This is a genomic window from Streptomyces yongxingensis (genome assembly GCF_055597465.1).
The window spans coordinates 4,728,504-4,744,237 of sequence record NZ_CM145717.1 but is presented as its reverse complement, the minus strand read 5'-3'; the positions used below and the strand labels follow the sequence as shown (position 1 = coordinate 4,744,237).

The following is a 15,734-nucleotide window of genomic DNA, read 5'->3' as shown; positions in this document are numbered from 1 at the left end:
AGACGCGCTAACGGCTGTTAGGTAAGCTCATGCCCTGCACACGCAACTGACGAGGGAATCACCATGGTGTCAGTCGCATCGTCCCCGTCGAGCGTATCGTCGACGCCCCACTATATGGCCGAGATCCGCGACCTGTTCCTGAGCCGTGCCACCGACGATCTCTCGGCCCTCCGTCCGGTGGTCGCCCGCTCGTGGCGGCGCAGTCGCGCTGCGGGCGTCGACTCGCAGGCCGACCGCGGCTTCATTGATGAGGGGCGTGTCGACGAGCGCACCATGCTCATCGCTGAGCCGCATCTGCGGAAGCTCGACGAGGTCGCCGAGGACATCGGTGGCCATGTGAGCCTGAGCTCGCCCAATGGCGCGCTGGTCCAGCCGCCCTTCCTGAGGGAGGATGTCGACTTCCCGCAGGGCTACTCGCTGCTGGAGGCGAGCTGCGGCAGCAATGGCGAAGGCGTGGCGCTCGAAGAGGGTCGTGGCGTCTGGCTATCGCCCGAGGAGCACTTCCGAGAGGATATGCGCTGCAACTGGTGCTTCGCCTCGCTCATCCGCGACCCGTTCCACAACCGGGTGCGAGCAGTGGTCGGGCTGACGCTGCCCGCCGCCCGGGTCGAGAGGCTTGACCCGTCGTCCACGCTCCTGATGCTCGAAGGGGTCACGTCGCGGATCGAGCGTGAGATCGAGGCGCGCATGTCGTCGCGGGAGCGCACGCTTCTGCGCGAGTATCTCACCATCTCGCGTCGGCGGGGGAAGGCCGCGGTCGTGGTGACCGATGGCAAGCACTCGCTCATGAACTCCGCCGCGACGGCGTCCCTGGAAGGCTCCGATCTTTCCGTCGTCACCAGCTATGCCAAGAGCGTGATGTCCTCGGGACATGGTACGAACGTAGAAGTGATGCTTGAGGGCTTCGGGCCGGCGAGCATCGAGGTGTTGCCGGTGGAGCTGTCCGCCTCGGGCTTCGGCGCCGTCGCCGTCGTCCGTCCACTTGCCCGCCGCAGCCGGACGCTCGACGCGCCGACGGTATCGCGACACGACGTACCGACGGTATCGCGGGGCGACGCCTCGTCCCCCTCTGACCAGCTGCTCGAGCGCCTCGATGGACAGAGCATCTCGTTGCAGCGGGCCGTCGACTCGGCCCGGACCGCGGTCGAGCAGCGTCGGTCCGTGGCCATCATCGGCGAGCCCGGTAGCGGAAAAACGAGGCTCGCCGAGGCGATCGCCGGCGTCCGCGGCGATGTGATCCGGGTTGACGCACGCGATACCGATGTCAGTACCCGGATCGATGAGGTGCGCGAGCATGCCAACACGGAGTTCGAGCCGGTCCTCTTCATCGCTCACGCCGACGAGCTCTTGCCCATGGACGCCCGCGACGTGGCCGCGCAACTGCGAGGCGGCGCGCGCCGCACCGTGATCTTCACCGCCGCGAGCGTCACGGATGCGACCCGCGCGATCGCCGACGCCAGCGGGGCGCTCGAGATCACGCTCGCCCCGCTGCGCAGACGGCGCGAGGACATCCCCCTGCTGGCCCACGCGATCGCGAGGGAGATCGGCGATCGTCGGCTCTCGCGAAGGCTCGTCGCGACCCTCACCAACTCCGATTGGCCGGGCAACATCGCCCAGCTGCGCCAGGTCGTCTCAGACGCAATCGAGCGATCCCGAGGCATCGAGGTCTGTGATGAGGATCTTCCCGAGAGCTTCCACCGCATGCTGACCAAGGGGCGGCTGTCGCGTCTCGAAGACGCGGAGCTGGTCGAGATCCGCAGCGCCCTGCGCGAAGCGAAGGGCAATCGACGACTCGCTGCCGAGATCCTCGAGATCGGGCGTTCCACTTTCTACCGGCGCATGGACTACTTCCGCAGTCGAGGCTTCGACCTCTGACCGTCCGAGAGACGGCCCGGACCCGCTTGGGTCCGGGCCGTTCGTCGTGTCCGAAAGAGGCCCCTCGAGTGTGCCGATCTGGCACGGATGGTCGGGCTCGCACCGGGCTTTAGTTGAGTCAGCTCCCCGGAACCGGCCTCGATCAATACCGGTCTGGGCCGCACTCCGGCGACGACGAGAACCCGACGCGAACAGGATCGACACGATATGAACGGCGATGAGCCGGGGACCATTCTGGTGGCCCCTCACCACTTCCCGGATCTGAATCGCGAGCATGCGCTAGCCGATGAGCTCGACTACGAACTCGTCGCGGCGGCTGACGTGGACGCGTTCCGCGCGGGACTGCCGGACGCCGAGATCGTGATGGTCACGCCCTACGCGCGGCTCACCGCCGAAGAGTTCCCGATCATGAAGAAGTGCCGCGCGGTGATCCGCTACGGCATGGGCTACGACAACATCGACGTCGACGCGGCTACGAAGGCCGGTATCCCGGTCGCCATCGTCCCGGGCACCGCCTCGGAAGAGGTGGCTTCGCACGCCTTCGCGATGGGCCTCGCGCTCGCGCGCCGGCTTCCGACCGGCGACGCCGCCATCCGCGGCTTCGGCTGGGCCGGGGTCATCGGCTACGACACCCCCGTGCTCTCGCAGCTTGAAGTCGGCGTCGTCGGCCTAGGGCGCATCGGTCAGCATGTGGCACGGATGTACTCGGCGGTCGGTGCGCGAGTGCGCGGCTACGACCCCTTCATCGCCGACGGACTGGTCGAGCTCGGCAGCCTGGGGAGCGTGCTCGAGAACTCCGACATCGTCTCGCTGCACCTCCCGCTGAACGACGACACACGGCACTTGGTCTCCGAAGACGTGCTGGCTCGGATGCGCAAGGGGGCCGTGGTCGTGAACGTGTCGCGCGGCGGGCTGATCGACGAGGAGGCGCTCGCGGCGGCCCTGAAATCGGGGCATATCGCCGGCGCCGGTATCGACACCTTCTCGCAGGAGCCGGTCGCCGCTGATCACCCGCTGCGATCCGCGCCCAACACGATCCTCACCCCGCACATCGCCTGGCGTTCCAACCGCTCGACCGGAGCGCTACAGGACGGCGCGGTGGAGCGGGCGCGGTCCGTGCTCACCGGGCGGCCCCTGACCGACCTCGTGTACTGATAAGTGGGGAAGACTGACGTGGCAACGAATATCCAGACAAACCATGTCTCGGGCAGCGCCCCCGCGGAGGATCCGCACCTGCGCCGGGGTCCGCGTGGCTATCCGCTTCTGCCGGGCGGCTACGGCCGATCCACCTATTACACCGGCGCGCCGAGCCCGTACGCCGTTCGCGGCGAGGGCTACCGGGTCTGGGACGACCGCGGCCATGAGCTGATCGACGCGAACAACAACTTCACCTCGCTCATCCACGGCAACGCCCACCCGGACATCACGGAGGCGGCGACCAAGGCCCTGTCGTCAGGGGCGAGTTGGGGCATCCCCAACCTCTACGAGTGGGAGCTGGCCGATCTGCTGCTCTCGCGGTTGCCCGGTCTCGATCAGGTGAGGTTCACCAATTCCGGCACCGAGGCCGTCATGTCCGCCATCCGGATCGCCCGCGCCGGTACCGGTCGTGAGCGCGTGATCGTGACCAAGGGCGGCTACCACGGCACGTCGGACATCGCCCTCGTCCCCGGCGGCCCGACCTATACCCGCGGTGTGCCCCAGGGGGTGATCGACGACGTCACTCCCGTTCCGCTCAACGACGCGGAGTTCCTCCGCCGGCAGATCGAGGCAGCGCCCGACGCCTACGCGGCGATCATCCTCGACCTCCTGCCGAACCGCGCAGGGCTGCTGCGTATCTCCGACGAGTTCGTCACCACGGCGCGGGAACTAGCGACCCGCTACGGGATCGTCCTGATCATCGACGAGGTCATCAGCCTCCGACTCGGTTTTCACGGTCTGAGCAACGAGTACGGCGTCTCGCCCGACCTCCTGACGACGGGGAAGACGATCGGCGGCGGTTTCGCGGTCGGCGCGGTCGTCGGCCTCGGCGCGCTCATGTCCGAGGTGGACCCGACGCGGCCCGGAAGCCTGCCGCACGGCGGCACGTTCTCCGGCAACCCGGTCAGCATGGCGGCCGGTGCCGCGGCGCTGCGCCTCTACAGCGAGTCCGAGGTGAAGCGGCTGAACGGCCTCGGCGACACCGCGCGCGAGTCGGTCATGGCCCGCGTGGCGGATGTCGGCTGGGAGGTTCGGGGGCGTGGCTCGCTGCTCCGGGCCGTTCCCGCGGGTTCCGAGAAGGTCGACGAAGGCACGCAGCACCGTCTGTGGTGGGAGTCGTACAACCGCGGCCTGCTCGGCTCGCCGGCCAACCTGCTCTCGCTGTCGACCCCGATGGACCAGGCGGTCGTCGACGATATCGCGGACCGCCTCGCGGACGCCGTGCTCGCCGTCGCCGCCGGCGCACAGGAATGAGAAGGCAGAAACAATGCGAATCGTCTCCTACCTCCATGAGAGCCGCGTCCGAGGTGGCGTGCTCCTCCATGACACAGTGTTCGATCTTGAGCGCCTGCTGAGGGCGGCCGGCACGACTCCGGCCACATCCGTCCGGGACTTTCTGACCGTGTATGGCCCCGAGCTCAAGGCGTTCTCGACCGACGTGGCGGGGCTGATCGACCAGAATCCGGGTACGAGAGTCGGCGCTCGCTCCGACGTGCACCTGACCACTCCCGTTCCCGAGCCGACGAAGGTGCTCTGCGTCGGATTGAACTACAAGGACCACGTCGCCGAGACGGGCCGCGTGCTGCCGGAGTACCCCGACGTGTTCGTGAAGTTCGCGACGACTCTGGTCGGCCCCGAGGACGAAATCCAGGGTGCCGATGTCAGCGCGAACCTCGATTACGAGGGCGAGGTGGCCGTTGTCATCGGCCGCGCGGCGCGTCACGTATCGGAGAACGAGGCCCTCGACCACGTCGCCGGCCTCGCTCCACTGAACGACATCTCGGCCCGTGACCTGCAGTACCGCGGGACTCAGTGGACGGCCGGCAAGACCATCGACCGCTCGACCCCGTGGGGTCCCGCGCTCGTCACCCTCGACGAGATCGGCGACCCACAGACGCTCGAACTCGTCACCCGCGTCAATGGTGTGGAACTGCAGCGCTCAAACACCCGGCACCAGATCTTCCCGATCGCCAGGATCGTCTCCTATATCTCCAGTTTCCTCGCGCTGGAGCCGGGCGATGTGATCGCGACCGGCACACCTCAGGGGATCGGAGCGAAGCGCACCCCACCGATCTGGCTGAAGCCGGGCGACACCGTGGAGATCGACGTGGAGCGCGTCGGCATTCTCAGCAACCAGGTCGCCGAGCACTGACGCCGCGACACCGCACCCACCCCACGTGGGCGACCTCCCGCAAGTTCTCGACAGACATGGAAGAAAGATGACCGAGGCCCAGACGAATTCAAGCGGCCGCGACGCGCGATATCGCATCGCCGTCGATACCGGTGGCACGTTCACCGACGTGGTCGTCGGCTCCGACAGCGGCGACATGGCCGCCGGCAAGGCGCTCACCACTTACGACCGCGTGTTCACCGGCTTCGAGGCTGCGGTTCGCCGTGCGGCCGAGTCCGTCGGCTGGAGCGGCGACGAAGTGCTGCGCAATGCCGACGTGATCGTCTACGGCACCACGCACGCCACCAACGCCGTGCTCACCGGCAAGGTCGCCAAGACCGCGCTGCTGGTCACCGACGGTTTCGCCGACACCCTGCTGCTGAGAGAAGGCGGCCGCCGCGACGCCTTCGACTCGAAGGCCGCCTACCCCGGCCCGTACATTCCGCGCCGACTCACTTATGAGATCCGTGAGCGCATCAATTCCGAGGGCGACGTGCTCGTGCCCCTGGACGAGGAGCAGGTGCGTGGCGTACTCAAGGCCCTCGTCGCCGAGGGCGTCGAGGCGATCGCCGTGTCGTTCCTGTGGTCGATCATGAACGACTCTCACGAGGCCCGCCTCGCGGAGCTGATCGAGGAGACCCTCCCGGGCGTCCCCTACACGCTCTCGAACCAGGCGAACCCGACCATCCGCGAGTACCGGCGTTCGTCGGCCGCCTCCATCGACGCCTCGCTGAAGCCCCTCATGGCCGACCACCTGGGCAACTTGCGCTCCGACCTGGTGACGTACGGGTTCACGGGCGACCTGCTGGTCGTCACCTCGGAAGGCGCCGTGCTCGACGTCGCCGACGTACTCGACCGACCCGTACTGCTGCTCAACTCGGGTCCGTCAATGGCCCCGCTCGTCGGAGCGGCGGCGGCACCCGATCGTGAGACCGTCGTCGTCTGCGACATGGGTGGCACTACCTTCGACGTGTCGCTCGTCGAGAGCGGAGTCGTGCGCCACACCCGCGAGGCGTGGCTCGGCGAGCCCTTCGTCGGCCACCTGACCGGTCTGTCATCGGTCGCGGTCTCGAGCATCGGAGCTGGCGGCGGCAGCATCGCCTGGATCGACGGCGGCGGGCTGCTTCGCGTCGGCCCGCAGAGTGCCCGCAGCACCCCCGGCCCGGCGGCGTACGGCCGCGGCGGCGAGGAGCCGACCGTCACCGACGCGTGCGTCGCGCTCGGCTACCTCGACGCCAGCGGCTTCGAGGGCGGATTCACCCTCGACCGCGACGCCGCTGTGCGTGCGATCGAGTCACGCATCGCCGGCCCGCTCGGCATGACCATCCAGCAGGCGGCGCAGGCGATCCTCGATGTCTCGGCCAGCCACATGGCGACGGCGATCCGACAGGCCTCACTCGAGCAGGGCGTCGATCCGCGCGGCGCGCTCATCGTCGCCGGCGGCGGCGCGGGAGCCATGGTCGCCGCGGCGATCGGCGTGCTGCTGGAAGCCGACACGGTTCTCATCCCAGCGACCGCGGGGGTGCTCGCGGCCTACGGTGCCCATCGTGCGCCCATCGCCACCGAGTTCCTCTCGCCACTGCACAACGACACCCACGCGTTCGATGCCGAGTCGGCGACGCGGGCCGTCGAGGAGATCAAGGTGAAGGCGGCCGAGTTCGCGGCGCGCTTCGACGGTGTCGGAGCCGAGGCTGAGGTCACCTACTTCGTCGACGCGCGCTATCCCGGCCAGGCGTGGGATCTACGCGTACATTTCGGTGAGGTGCCGAACACCCACGGTGACGCCGCCGATGTCATCGAGCGCGCGTTCCACGCGGAGCACGACCGCCGCAACGGCACCCACGACGCGCAGAGCCGCGTCGAGATCATCACCTGGGGCGTGCGTGTTGAGGTGCCCCGGCCGGAGCAGCTGAAGGACACGGTCGCCGCGGGGGGATCGCCCGAGTCGCACCGCACCGATCCGATCACCTTCGGAGGCGAGAGCTTCGACACGACCCGCTACCGCGGCGTGACGCTCGGACCCGGCGACAAGATCGTCGGCCCGGCCGTCATCGACCAGCCCACGACAACCATCGTCGTGCCACCGGAGTGGGACGCGACGCTCGACGACCGCTCCAACATCTACCTGACGCGTAAGGAGGCGTGACGTGTCACGTGAATTCGACCCGGTCAAACTCTCGGTGCTGGCGAACGCCTTCGACGGGATCGTCCGCGAGATGACCAGCGGGCTGCTCCGGTCCGCACGCTCCTCGGTGATCAACACGGCGCGCGACTTCTCCTGCGCCGTGCTGACTGCCGACAACCAGCTGCTCGCCGCGGCCGAGGGGGTGCCGGTGCACGTGTTCGGCGCCGGTCCGCTCGGCGAGGACATGGTCGCGCTGCACGATGACATCCGCGAGGGTGACGCGTTCCTGCACAACGACCCCTACATGGGCAACTCCCACGCGGCCGACCACTGCATCCTCGTGCCGATCTTCGTCGAGGGGCGCCACCTGTTCACCGCCGTCACCAAGGCCCACCAGGCCGACTGCGGCAACTCGCTCCCGACGACGTTCTACGCGACCGCGCGCGACGTCTACGAGGAAGGCGCGCTGATCTTCCCGTGCGTGCGGATTCAGCGCGACTACACCGATCTCGACGACATCATCCGCATGTGCCGCGCGCGCATCCGCGTGCCCGACCAGTGGTACGGCGACTACCTCGCCTCGGTCGGAGCCTCGCGCATCGCCGAGCGCCGCGTGCGGGAGCTCGCGGCGAAGTTCGGTGCCGACACGCTCGTCGAGTTCGTCGACGCCTGGTTCGACTACTCGGAGCGCCTCGCGACGAGCACGGTTGAGACGCTGCCGGAGCGGGTTCTCACCGGCTCGACGTCACACGACCCTTTCCCCGGCACCGGTCCCGACGGGGTTCACCTTCAGGCCACGATCTCGGTCAAGCCGGCCGACGGCCGGGTAACGATCGACCTGCGTGACAACCCCGACAACCTGCCGAACGGACTCAACCTCACGCGCGCGACGGCGACCGGAGCCGCGCTGGCGGGCATCCTGTCGGGCCTTCCGGAGTCCCTGCCGAGCAACGCCGGCACCTTCCGGCGCTTCGAGGTGCTGCTGCGTGAGGGCTGCGCCGTCGGCGTGCCGAAGCATCCCTACTCGTGCTCATCGGGCACGACCAACCTGGCGGACCGGGTCGTCAACATCGTTCAGGCCGCGTTCTCGCAGATTGAGGACGGGTATGGCACCGCCGAAGGAGCGACCGGACAGGCCCCGGCGAAGTCCGTGGTCTCGGGCATCGATGAGCGCAACGGCAACGCCTATGTGAACCAGATCCTGGTCGGCGGCGTCGGCGGCCCGGCGACACCGTACGTCGACGGCTGGCCGACCTACCAGCGCCCCGTGTGCGGCGCCCTGCTCTACCACGACAGTGTCGAGGTCGACGAGCAGCGCTACCCGATCCTCATCCACGAGCGTTTGCTCGTCGCCGACTCGGGCGGCGCTGGTCGTCAGCGTGGTGGGCTCGCGACGCGCGTCACGATGGAGGCCCGCGACGATGACGTGACCATCGCGTACGGGCTCGAGGGCAGGTTCAACCCGCCGAAGGGCGTTCGCGGTGGTGCCGGAGGCGCCGTTCCGGAGGCCTGGGTCGAAGGCGTCGACGGCAGTCGTAAGGAGATCCCGGTCGTCGGCCGGTACGACATGCTCCGTGGCGAGAAGGTCGTGTCGATCACGCCGGGCGGTGGCGGCTATGGCGACCCCCTCGAGCGTGAGGCGGCCGCGGTGCTCAACGACCTGCGTGAGAGCCGCATCACGCCGGAGTCGGCGTTGGATGTCTACGGCGTCGTGATCACGGACGGCGTCGTCGACGACGCCGCGACGGCGAAGCTTCGTCGCGAGCGGGTGTCGGCCCGCTAGAAGGCCTCGGCGACATTCCCTGCGCGGGAGCATCGGAACCCAGAGAAGAAGTGAGAGAAATGGATCCCATTCGAGTCGGCATCATCGGCGTCGGAAACGTGCTCAACCAGTACCTCGACAAGATCGGGGTCCATCCCGACGTCGAGATCGTCGCACTGGCCGACGTCAACGTCGAAGCGGTCGCCAAGCGCGCGGCGGAGTACTCGGTGCCGAAGGCGCTCACTCCCGACGAGCTGCTCGCCGACCCCGCGGTGGAGCTGGTGCTCAATCTGACCCCGCCGAATTTGCATGCTCCGGTCACGCTTCAGGCGATCTCCGCCGGGAAGCACGTGCTGTCGGAGAAGCCGTTCGCGACGTCGCTCGAGGAGGCGCAGCGGATCCTCGACGCCGCCCAGGCCGCGGGCGTGAAGGTCGGGTCCGCGCCCACGACGTTCCTCGGGTCGGGCATGCAGACCAGCCGCAAGCTCATCGACGACGGCTGGATCGGCCGGCCCGTCGCCGTCTTCGGCTCGTTCGCAAACCGCGGCTACGAGCACTGGCACCCGAACATCGATCCCTTCTACAGCCCCGGCGCCGGCCCCATGCTCGACATCGGTCCGTACCTCGTCACCAACCTGGTGAACTTCCTCGGTCCGGCGAAGCGGGTCTCGGCCAGTGCTCCGAGGTCTTCGGAGACTCGTCCCCGTCCCACTGCGGACGGCGGCTACGACGGCGTCATCGACATCAAGACTCCGACCCATGTCACGGGCTCGATTGACTTCGAGTCCGGTGCGACCGCCACGGTTATCGTGAGCTGGGACGTGTGGAACCACAATCTTCCGCACCTCGAGATCTACGGCACGAGGGGATCGATTGCCGCGCCCAACCCGGATCACTTCTCCGGCGCGCCGATCCTTCGCCGCGGCGAGCCCCGCGACCTTGCCCTCGACATGACGCCTCCCGGCGGCGGCGACTGGCGTGAGACGGCCATCACACACCGTGACGACGCATACCGTGGGATCGGCTTGGCCGAGTTCGGGCACGCGATCCGGAACGGACTTGAGCCCCGCACCGGCGGCGCCTTCGCCTACCACGTGCTCGAAGTGCTTCTGGCTTTTGAGAAGTCGTCGGAGCTCGGTCGTCACATCGAGATCGAGAGCACCTGCGAACGCCCCCGTCCTCTTCCGTCGGTCGGGCCGCACGAGCCCTACCGATTCGACTGATCCGGATGTGATCGGGCACGTGGGTGCCCCCGAACGGGAGTTACGGACCATCGCCGACCTCGTCGCCATGCCGCACCTGGTGGCGGCGGGGCAGGCGGCCGAGAGGCCCCATGGCGTCGTGTCAATGTGGCACAGACGCGCCCCTTCATACGGTGAAACGCTGCCTCTCGAACGTCTTGGACGATCACGCCGACGTTTGATTCACAGACCTAGGAGAAGGTATGACTACCACCGCGGCCGTCGATACTGTAGTCGGCGCAACCAGCAAGAAAGTGCGTCGGCGCACTGTCGCGCAGGCGATCATCGAGTTCCTCCAGGTTCAGTACAGCGAACGTGATGGCGAGCGCCGTCGCCTGATCCCGGGGATGTACGGAATCTTCGGTCACGGCAACTCGGTCGGCGTGGCCCAGGGCATCGACGAGTACGGCGTCGACTTCCCCCACTTCGCCGGCAAAAACGAGCAGTCGATGGTGCACGCGGCAATCGGGTACGCCAAGGCGACCAATCGTGCCGCGACCCTTGCCTGCACCGCGTCCGCCGGCCCGGGCTCGACCAACATGATCAGCGGCGCCGCCACCGCGACCACGAATCGCCTCCCGGTCCTGCTGCTCCCCGCCGACATCATCAACAACCGCAAGGGTGACCCGGTCCTCCAGCAGATCGAGCACCCGGTGGAGCGTGATGTGTCGGCCAACGATGCCTTTCGCCCGGTGAGCCGGTACTTCGACCGCATCACCACTCCCTCTCAGCTGCTGGTGACCCTGCCCGAGGCGATGCGGGTTCTGACCGACCCGGTCGACACCGGTGCGGTCGTTGTCTGTCTGCCGCAGGACATCCAGGGTGAGGCCTACGACTTCCCCGAGGAGTTCTTCAGCCCGCGCGTCTGGCCCATCCGCCGCCGCCCCGCGGCGCAGGAAGAAATCCGCGACGCGATCGAGATCATCCGCCGTGCGCAGCGGCCGGTCTTCATCGCCGGCGGTGGGGTGCGCTACTCGGATGCGGCCGACGAGCTCGCGAGGCTCAGCGCTGACTTCGGGATCCCCGTCACGGAGACCTACGCCGGCAAGGGGATGGGCCCGATCTCAGATCTCAACCTCGGCGGGCTCGGGGTCGACGGCACGATCGGTGCCAACCGGATCGCCGGGCGCGCGGACTGCGTGATCAGCGTCGGTTCCCGCTTGCAGGACTTCATCACCGCGTCTCACTCGCTGTTCGAGAACCCCGATGTCCAGCTGGTGCACTTCAACGTCAGCTCCTTCGACGCGCACAAGATGGGCTCGTATCCCGTCGTCGGAGACGCGAAGCTGTCGCTCACCGCACTGCACGAGGGGCTGACCGCGGCCGCGTACCAGAGCGCCGAGGGATACCGTGACGAGATCGCGAGCGCGCGCCAAGCCACGGCCGAAACGCTCGGTCACGACCTGGAAGACATCCCCGGCGAGAAGATGAGCCAGGCGCAGGTGATCGACGTGCTCAACAAGCACACGGGCGCCGACGACGCACTCGTGCTCGGCTCCGGTGGTGTGGTCGGCGGCGTCCACAAGGCCTGGGATACCTCGAACGGCACGAAGGTCCTCTCCGAGTACGCGAACTCCTGCATGGGGCACGAGCTGCCGGCCGGTCTCGGCTATCGGTTCGCCCGCCCGGAGGCGTCGGGCGATGTCTTCGTCTTGATCGGCGACGGCACGTACTACATGCAGCCGACCGAGCTGATCACCGCGGTTCAGGAACACAAGAAGATCACCGTCGTGGTCATCGACAACAGCGGACATCAGTGCATCTGGCCGTTGCAGGTCGCCAAGGGTGGTCCGGGCCATGAGTTCGGCACTCAGCTGCGTGAGCGGAGCGCGGAGACCGGACGCCTCGACGGGGCCGTCGTGCCCGTCGACATCGCCGCGAACGCGGCCAGCATGGGTGCGGTCTCGTGGTCGACCACGACGATCGAGGAGTTCAGGGCGGCACTTGAGGATGCCCGCGGAGTCCAGGGCCGCCCGGCCGTCGTGGTGGCCCACGTGGAGCCCTGGCGTTACCTCACGGGCAGCGGTGCCTTCTGGGACGTCGGCGCCGCGATGACCTCGGAGCGACCCGAGACCCTGGAAGGCGGCAGGCAGCACCGCGAAGGCCGAGAGCGCCAGCGTTACTACGGCCCGACGATCGCTCCCGGCAGCGAGGTCTGACCGGAACCGCAGTGCGCAGTCACCACGGCTCCCCGCGGCATCCCGTCGCGGGGCAGCCGTCTCTTCCGGCACAGCATCCGGAACGCCCCAAGAAATCAAGGAGGAGGACAGATGGGCACGTTCGCCGTCACCGACCCGTCCACCGGCGAGACCGTCGCCGAATACCCCACGGCGACCGCGGAGGAGATCGAGGCCGCCCTCGCCACTACCCACAGGACATACCAGGGGTGGTCCCACCGAACCACGGTGCGCGAGCGTGCCGCTCACGCTCGACGTCTCTCCGAGCTCTTCATCGAGCGCCAAGACGAACTCGCGAAGATCATCAACCGCGAGATGGGCAAGCCGATCCCGCAAGGAATCGGCGAGATCCAGTTCGCGGCCAAGATCAGCGCCGCTTTTGCCGACAACGCCGAGCAGTGGCTCGCCGACGAGCAGCTCGAGGTCGCCGACGGACTGCGGACCTTCTTCCGCTACCAGGGCACCGGCGTGATCCTCGGGGTCATGCCATGGAACTACCCGTACTACCAGGTCGTGCGATTCGCGGTACCGAATCTGATCCTCGGCAACACGGTCATTCTGCGTCACGCCGCCCAGTGCCCGGAGTCGGCACTCGCGCTGGAGCAGTTGTTCCTCGACGCCGGCTTCCCCAATGGCGCGTACGTGAACGTGTTCTCGACCCACCAGCAGATCGCCGACATGATCGCCGATGACCGTGTGCAGGGCGTCTCGCTCACCGGCTCCGAGCGCGCCGGTGCGATCATCGCTGAGCAGGCTGGCCGTGCGCTGAAGAAGTGCGTGCTCGAGCTCGGCGGCTCCGACGTGTTCCTGGTGCTCGACACGGCCGACATCGACAGCGCGGTCGAGCATGCGGTGAACGGCCGCATGGACAACACGGGGCAGAGCTGCATCGGCTCCAAGCGCATCGTCGTCATCGACCGCTACTACGACGAGTTCGCTGCGAAGTTCACCGCCGCGATCGGAGCCCAGTCGTACGAGAACGGCGATTACGGGCCGCTCTCGTCCGACTCCGCGACCAGGACGCTGACAGCCCAGGTACGGGGAGCCATCGAGCAGGGCGCGACGATCCTCGTCGGTGACAACCAGCCGCAGGGCAACGTCTATACGCCGAGCGTCATCAGCGACATCACCCCGAACATGGACGTCTACGGCGAGGAGCTGTTCGGCCCGGTGGCGCAGCTCTACCGCGTCGCCAGCGACGAGGAAGCGATCGAGCTCGCCAATTCCACGCCCTACGGCCTTGGCTCGGTCGTCATCTGCGACGACCTGGAGCGCGCCGAGCGCGTCGGTGACCAGCTCGACGTCGGCATGGTGTTCGTCAACGCCAGCGGCCTCGGCGGTCCGGACGTGCCCTTCGGCGGCGTCAAGAAGTCGGGCTACGGCCGCGAGATGGGCAAGGTCGGCATGCTCGAGTTCGCCAACAAAAAGCTCTACCGCTTCGCGAAGTAGACGGACGCGCTCTCTTCTCGACGGGGAGCCCCGGAATCGAGGCTTCGGGTCTCCCCGGCTCCCGCGCGCCGTCGTGTGACTGTAGAAACAAGGCGAGAAGCACCCAGAAGTGTCCTAGAACGGGACATGTAAACTGTTTCCGTGCTCGCCATCATGAACCTCGGATTCCCCCCGAATTCAACCACGAATGGAGTCGATGGTGGCTGCACAGAAAAATTCCGAAGCCGCTCCGCCAATCGTCGAAGTCGATGAGGGGGCGCAGGCGCAAGGCCTGAAAGGCCGACTCGGCGTCGGCTCGATCGTGTTCTCGGTCGTGGCCTTCGCCGCGCCGCTTCTCGTGGTAGTCGGGCTGATGCCCTCGGTGATCGGCTTCGCCGGGTACGCGATCGTGCCCGCATACACGATGATAATGCTCATCGTGCTGCTGTTCGCGTTTGGGTACGCCACAATGACCCGTTACGTCAACCGGCCCGGTGCCTTCTACGCGTACATCACGGCGGGGCTCGGCCGGAGGGTCGGACTCGGTGGGGCGTTCGTCGCGCTGTTCGGCTACCTGCTGCTTGCCCTGCCGACCTGGATCGCTTTCGGCGTGTATGTGTGGCAGCTCGTGGCCGGCACCTTCCACGGTCCGGACATCCCCTGGTATGCCTGGGCTCTCGTCGGCGCCGCTCTCACCGGCATCTTCTCCTACCGCCACATCGAGTTCTCGGCGAAGGTGCTCGGCGTCGCGCTCGGACTCGAGGTACTGCTCGTGATCGCCTTCGACACGGTCGTCTTCATCGATGGCAGACCGGGCGGCATCCCCGTGCGGCCGCTCACAGCGGGCGCCGTCACCGATGGCGGCTTCGGCCTTGCTCTGCTCTTCGGCATGCTCTGCTTCATCGGCTTCGAATCGGCGGCGATCTACCGCGAGGAGGCCAAAGACCCCGAGAAGACGGTGCCTCGCGCGACGTATCTCTCGGTGATCCTCATCGGGGTCTTCTACGTCATCGCCGCGTGGGCGTTCCTCACGGCGCTCGGCCCGGACGGCGTCGCGGGCGCGGCGAAGGCCGACCCCGCAAGCCTCTTCGGCGAAACGGCGGCGCGCTACCTCGGCACCGTTCTCCCCGACGTCATCAAGGTGCTGGTGATCACCTCGACGTTCGCGTGTCTGCTCGCGCAGCACAACACGATCTCGCGCTACGGCTTCTCGCTCGGCAAGGACGGGGTCTTCCCCAGGCGGTTCGGCGCCGCGCACCCGCGCCACCATTCGCCGCACATCGCCTCGGTGGTCGTCACGGTGCTCACCCTGGTGACGGTTTTCGCGCTGGCCGCGGTGACCGGGTTCGAGGACGACGGCACGAACGCGTTCACGATCTACATCCGGACGAACGGCCTCGGGGCGATGATCGTGATCTTCCTCATGTGCCTGGTGTCGATCGCGATCATCGCCTACTTCGCCAAGAACCGCGTTGACACCCCGGCACGCGTCTGGAAGACGATCGTCGCGCCGATCCTGGGGCTGATCGGCCTCCTGATCATCCTCGTGCTGAGCGTCGTGCACGTCGACACCCTGATCGGGGCGGGGGAGACGGCGTCGCTCCTGATGACCCTGCTCCTGCCGGTCGTGCTCATCGCCGGAATCGCCTATGCGAGCCACCTGGCCCGCGCCAAGCCCGACATCTTCACCAGGATCGGGCGGCAGTGAGCGCCTCGATCCGCCATCAGCCCGCTCCGTCGCCGAATAAGAGGAAGAGCT

Annotated in this window: 10 protein-coding genes; all 10 read left to right on the top strand. The window is 67.6% G+C overall.

The features are described from left to right. The first annotated feature begins 114 nt into the window (after positions 1 to 114). The 10 genes from ACZ6TD_RS20040 to ACZ6TD_RS19995 all read left to right on the top strand — a co-directional run bounded on the left by ACZ6TD_RS20040 (position 115) and on the right by ACZ6TD_RS19995 (position 15,683). Positions 115 to 1,875: a sigma-54-dependent Fis family transcriptional regulator gene (locus tag ACZ6TD_RS20040; RefSeq protein WP_471355876.1), complete on the top strand. Its 1,761-nt coding sequence runs from the start codon at positions 115 to 117 to the stop codon at positions 1,873 to 1,875. 207 nt (positions 1,876 to 2,082) lie between these two features. After that, complete coding sequence (locus ACZ6TD_RS20035) at positions 2,083 to 3,030, top strand: C-terminal binding protein (protein ID WP_471355874.1); 948 nt, start codon at positions 2,083 to 2,085, stop codon at positions 3,028 to 3,030. Between the two features lie 18 nt (positions 3,031 to 3,048). Further along, positions 3,049 to 4,326, top strand: coding sequence for an aspartate aminotransferase family protein (locus ACZ6TD_RS20030; protein ID WP_471355872.1), 1,278 nt, complete (start codon positions 3,049 to 3,051; stop codon positions 4,324 to 4,326). Between the two features lie 76 nt (positions 4,327 to 4,402). Beyond that, positions 4,403 to 5,224, top strand: coding sequence for a fumarylacetoacetate hydrolase family protein (locus ACZ6TD_RS20025; RefSeq protein ID WP_471355870.1), 822 nt, complete (start codon positions 4,403 to 4,405; stop codon positions 5,222 to 5,224). Positions 5,225 to 5,291: 67 nt separating this feature from the next. After that, positions 5,292 to 7,388 (top strand): hydantoinase/oxoprolinase family protein, encoded by a 2,097-nt coding sequence (locus ACZ6TD_RS20020; protein ID WP_471355868.1) that lies wholly within the window; start codon positions 5,292 to 5,294, stop codon positions 7,386 to 7,388. Position 7,389: 1 nt separating this feature from the next. Continuing rightward, positions 7,390 to 9,150, top strand: a complete 1,761-nt coding sequence (locus ACZ6TD_RS20015; RefSeq protein WP_471355866.1) for a hydantoinase B/oxoprolinase family protein — start codon at positions 7,390 to 7,392, stop codon at positions 9,148 to 9,150. A gap of 59 nt (positions 9,151 to 9,209) precedes the next feature. Beyond that, positions 9,210 to 10,352: a Gfo/Idh/MocA family protein gene (locus ACZ6TD_RS20010; protein WP_471355864.1), complete on the top strand. Its 1,143-nt coding sequence runs from the start codon at positions 9,210 to 9,212 to the stop codon at positions 10,350 to 10,352. A gap of 221 nt (positions 10,353 to 10,573) precedes the next feature. After that, positions 10,574 to 12,529, top strand: a complete 1,956-nt coding sequence (gene iolD, locus ACZ6TD_RS20005) for a 3D-(3,5/4)-trihydroxycyclohexane-1,2-dione acylhydrolase (decyclizing) (RefSeq protein WP_471355863.1) — start codon at positions 10,574 to 10,576, stop codon at positions 12,527 to 12,529. A 111-nt stretch (positions 12,530 to 12,640) separates the two neighbouring features. Further along, a complete protein-coding gene (locus ACZ6TD_RS20000; protein WP_471355861.1) occupies positions 12,641 to 13,996 on the top strand; it encodes an NAD-dependent succinate-semialdehyde dehydrogenase in 1,356 nt (451 codons plus the stop codon). A 196-nt stretch (positions 13,997 to 14,192) separates the two neighbouring features. Further along, complete coding sequence (locus ACZ6TD_RS19995; RefSeq protein ID WP_471355859.1) at positions 14,193 to 15,683, top strand: APC family permease; 1,491 nt, start codon at positions 14,193 to 14,195, stop codon at positions 15,681 to 15,683. Positions 15,684 to 15,734: the final 51 nt, after the last annotated feature.

What these genes read in the sequence shown, in the direction of transcription:
- ACZ6TD_RS20000 (WP_471355861.1), top strand. Translation starts at nt 12,641, where the DNA reads ATGGGCACGTTCGCCGTCACCGACCCGTCCACCGGCGAGACCGTCGCC.
- ACZ6TD_RS20010 (WP_471355864.1), top strand. Translation starts at nt 9,210, where the DNA reads ATGGATCCCATTCGAGTCGGCATCATCGGCGTCGGAAACGTGCTCAAC.
- ACZ6TD_RS20035 (WP_471355874.1), top strand. Translation starts at nt 2,083, where the DNA reads ATGAACGGCGATGAGCCGGGGACCATTCTGGTGGCCCCTCACCACTTC.
- iolD (WP_471355863.1), top strand. Translation starts at nt 10,574, where the DNA reads ATGACTACCACCGCGGCCGTCGATACTGTAGTCGGCGCAACCAGCAAG.
- ACZ6TD_RS20040 (WP_471355876.1), top strand. Translation starts at nt 115, where the DNA reads ATGGCCGAGATCCGCGACCTGTTCCTGAGCCGTGCCACCGACGATCTC.
- ACZ6TD_RS20020 (WP_471355868.1), top strand. Translation starts at nt 5,292, where the DNA reads ATGACCGAGGCCCAGACGAATTCAAGCGGCCGCGACGCGCGATATCGC.
- ACZ6TD_RS19995 (WP_471355859.1), top strand. Translation starts at nt 14,193, where the DNA reads ATGGTGGCTGCACAGAAAAATTCCGAAGCCGCTCCGCCAATCGTCGAA.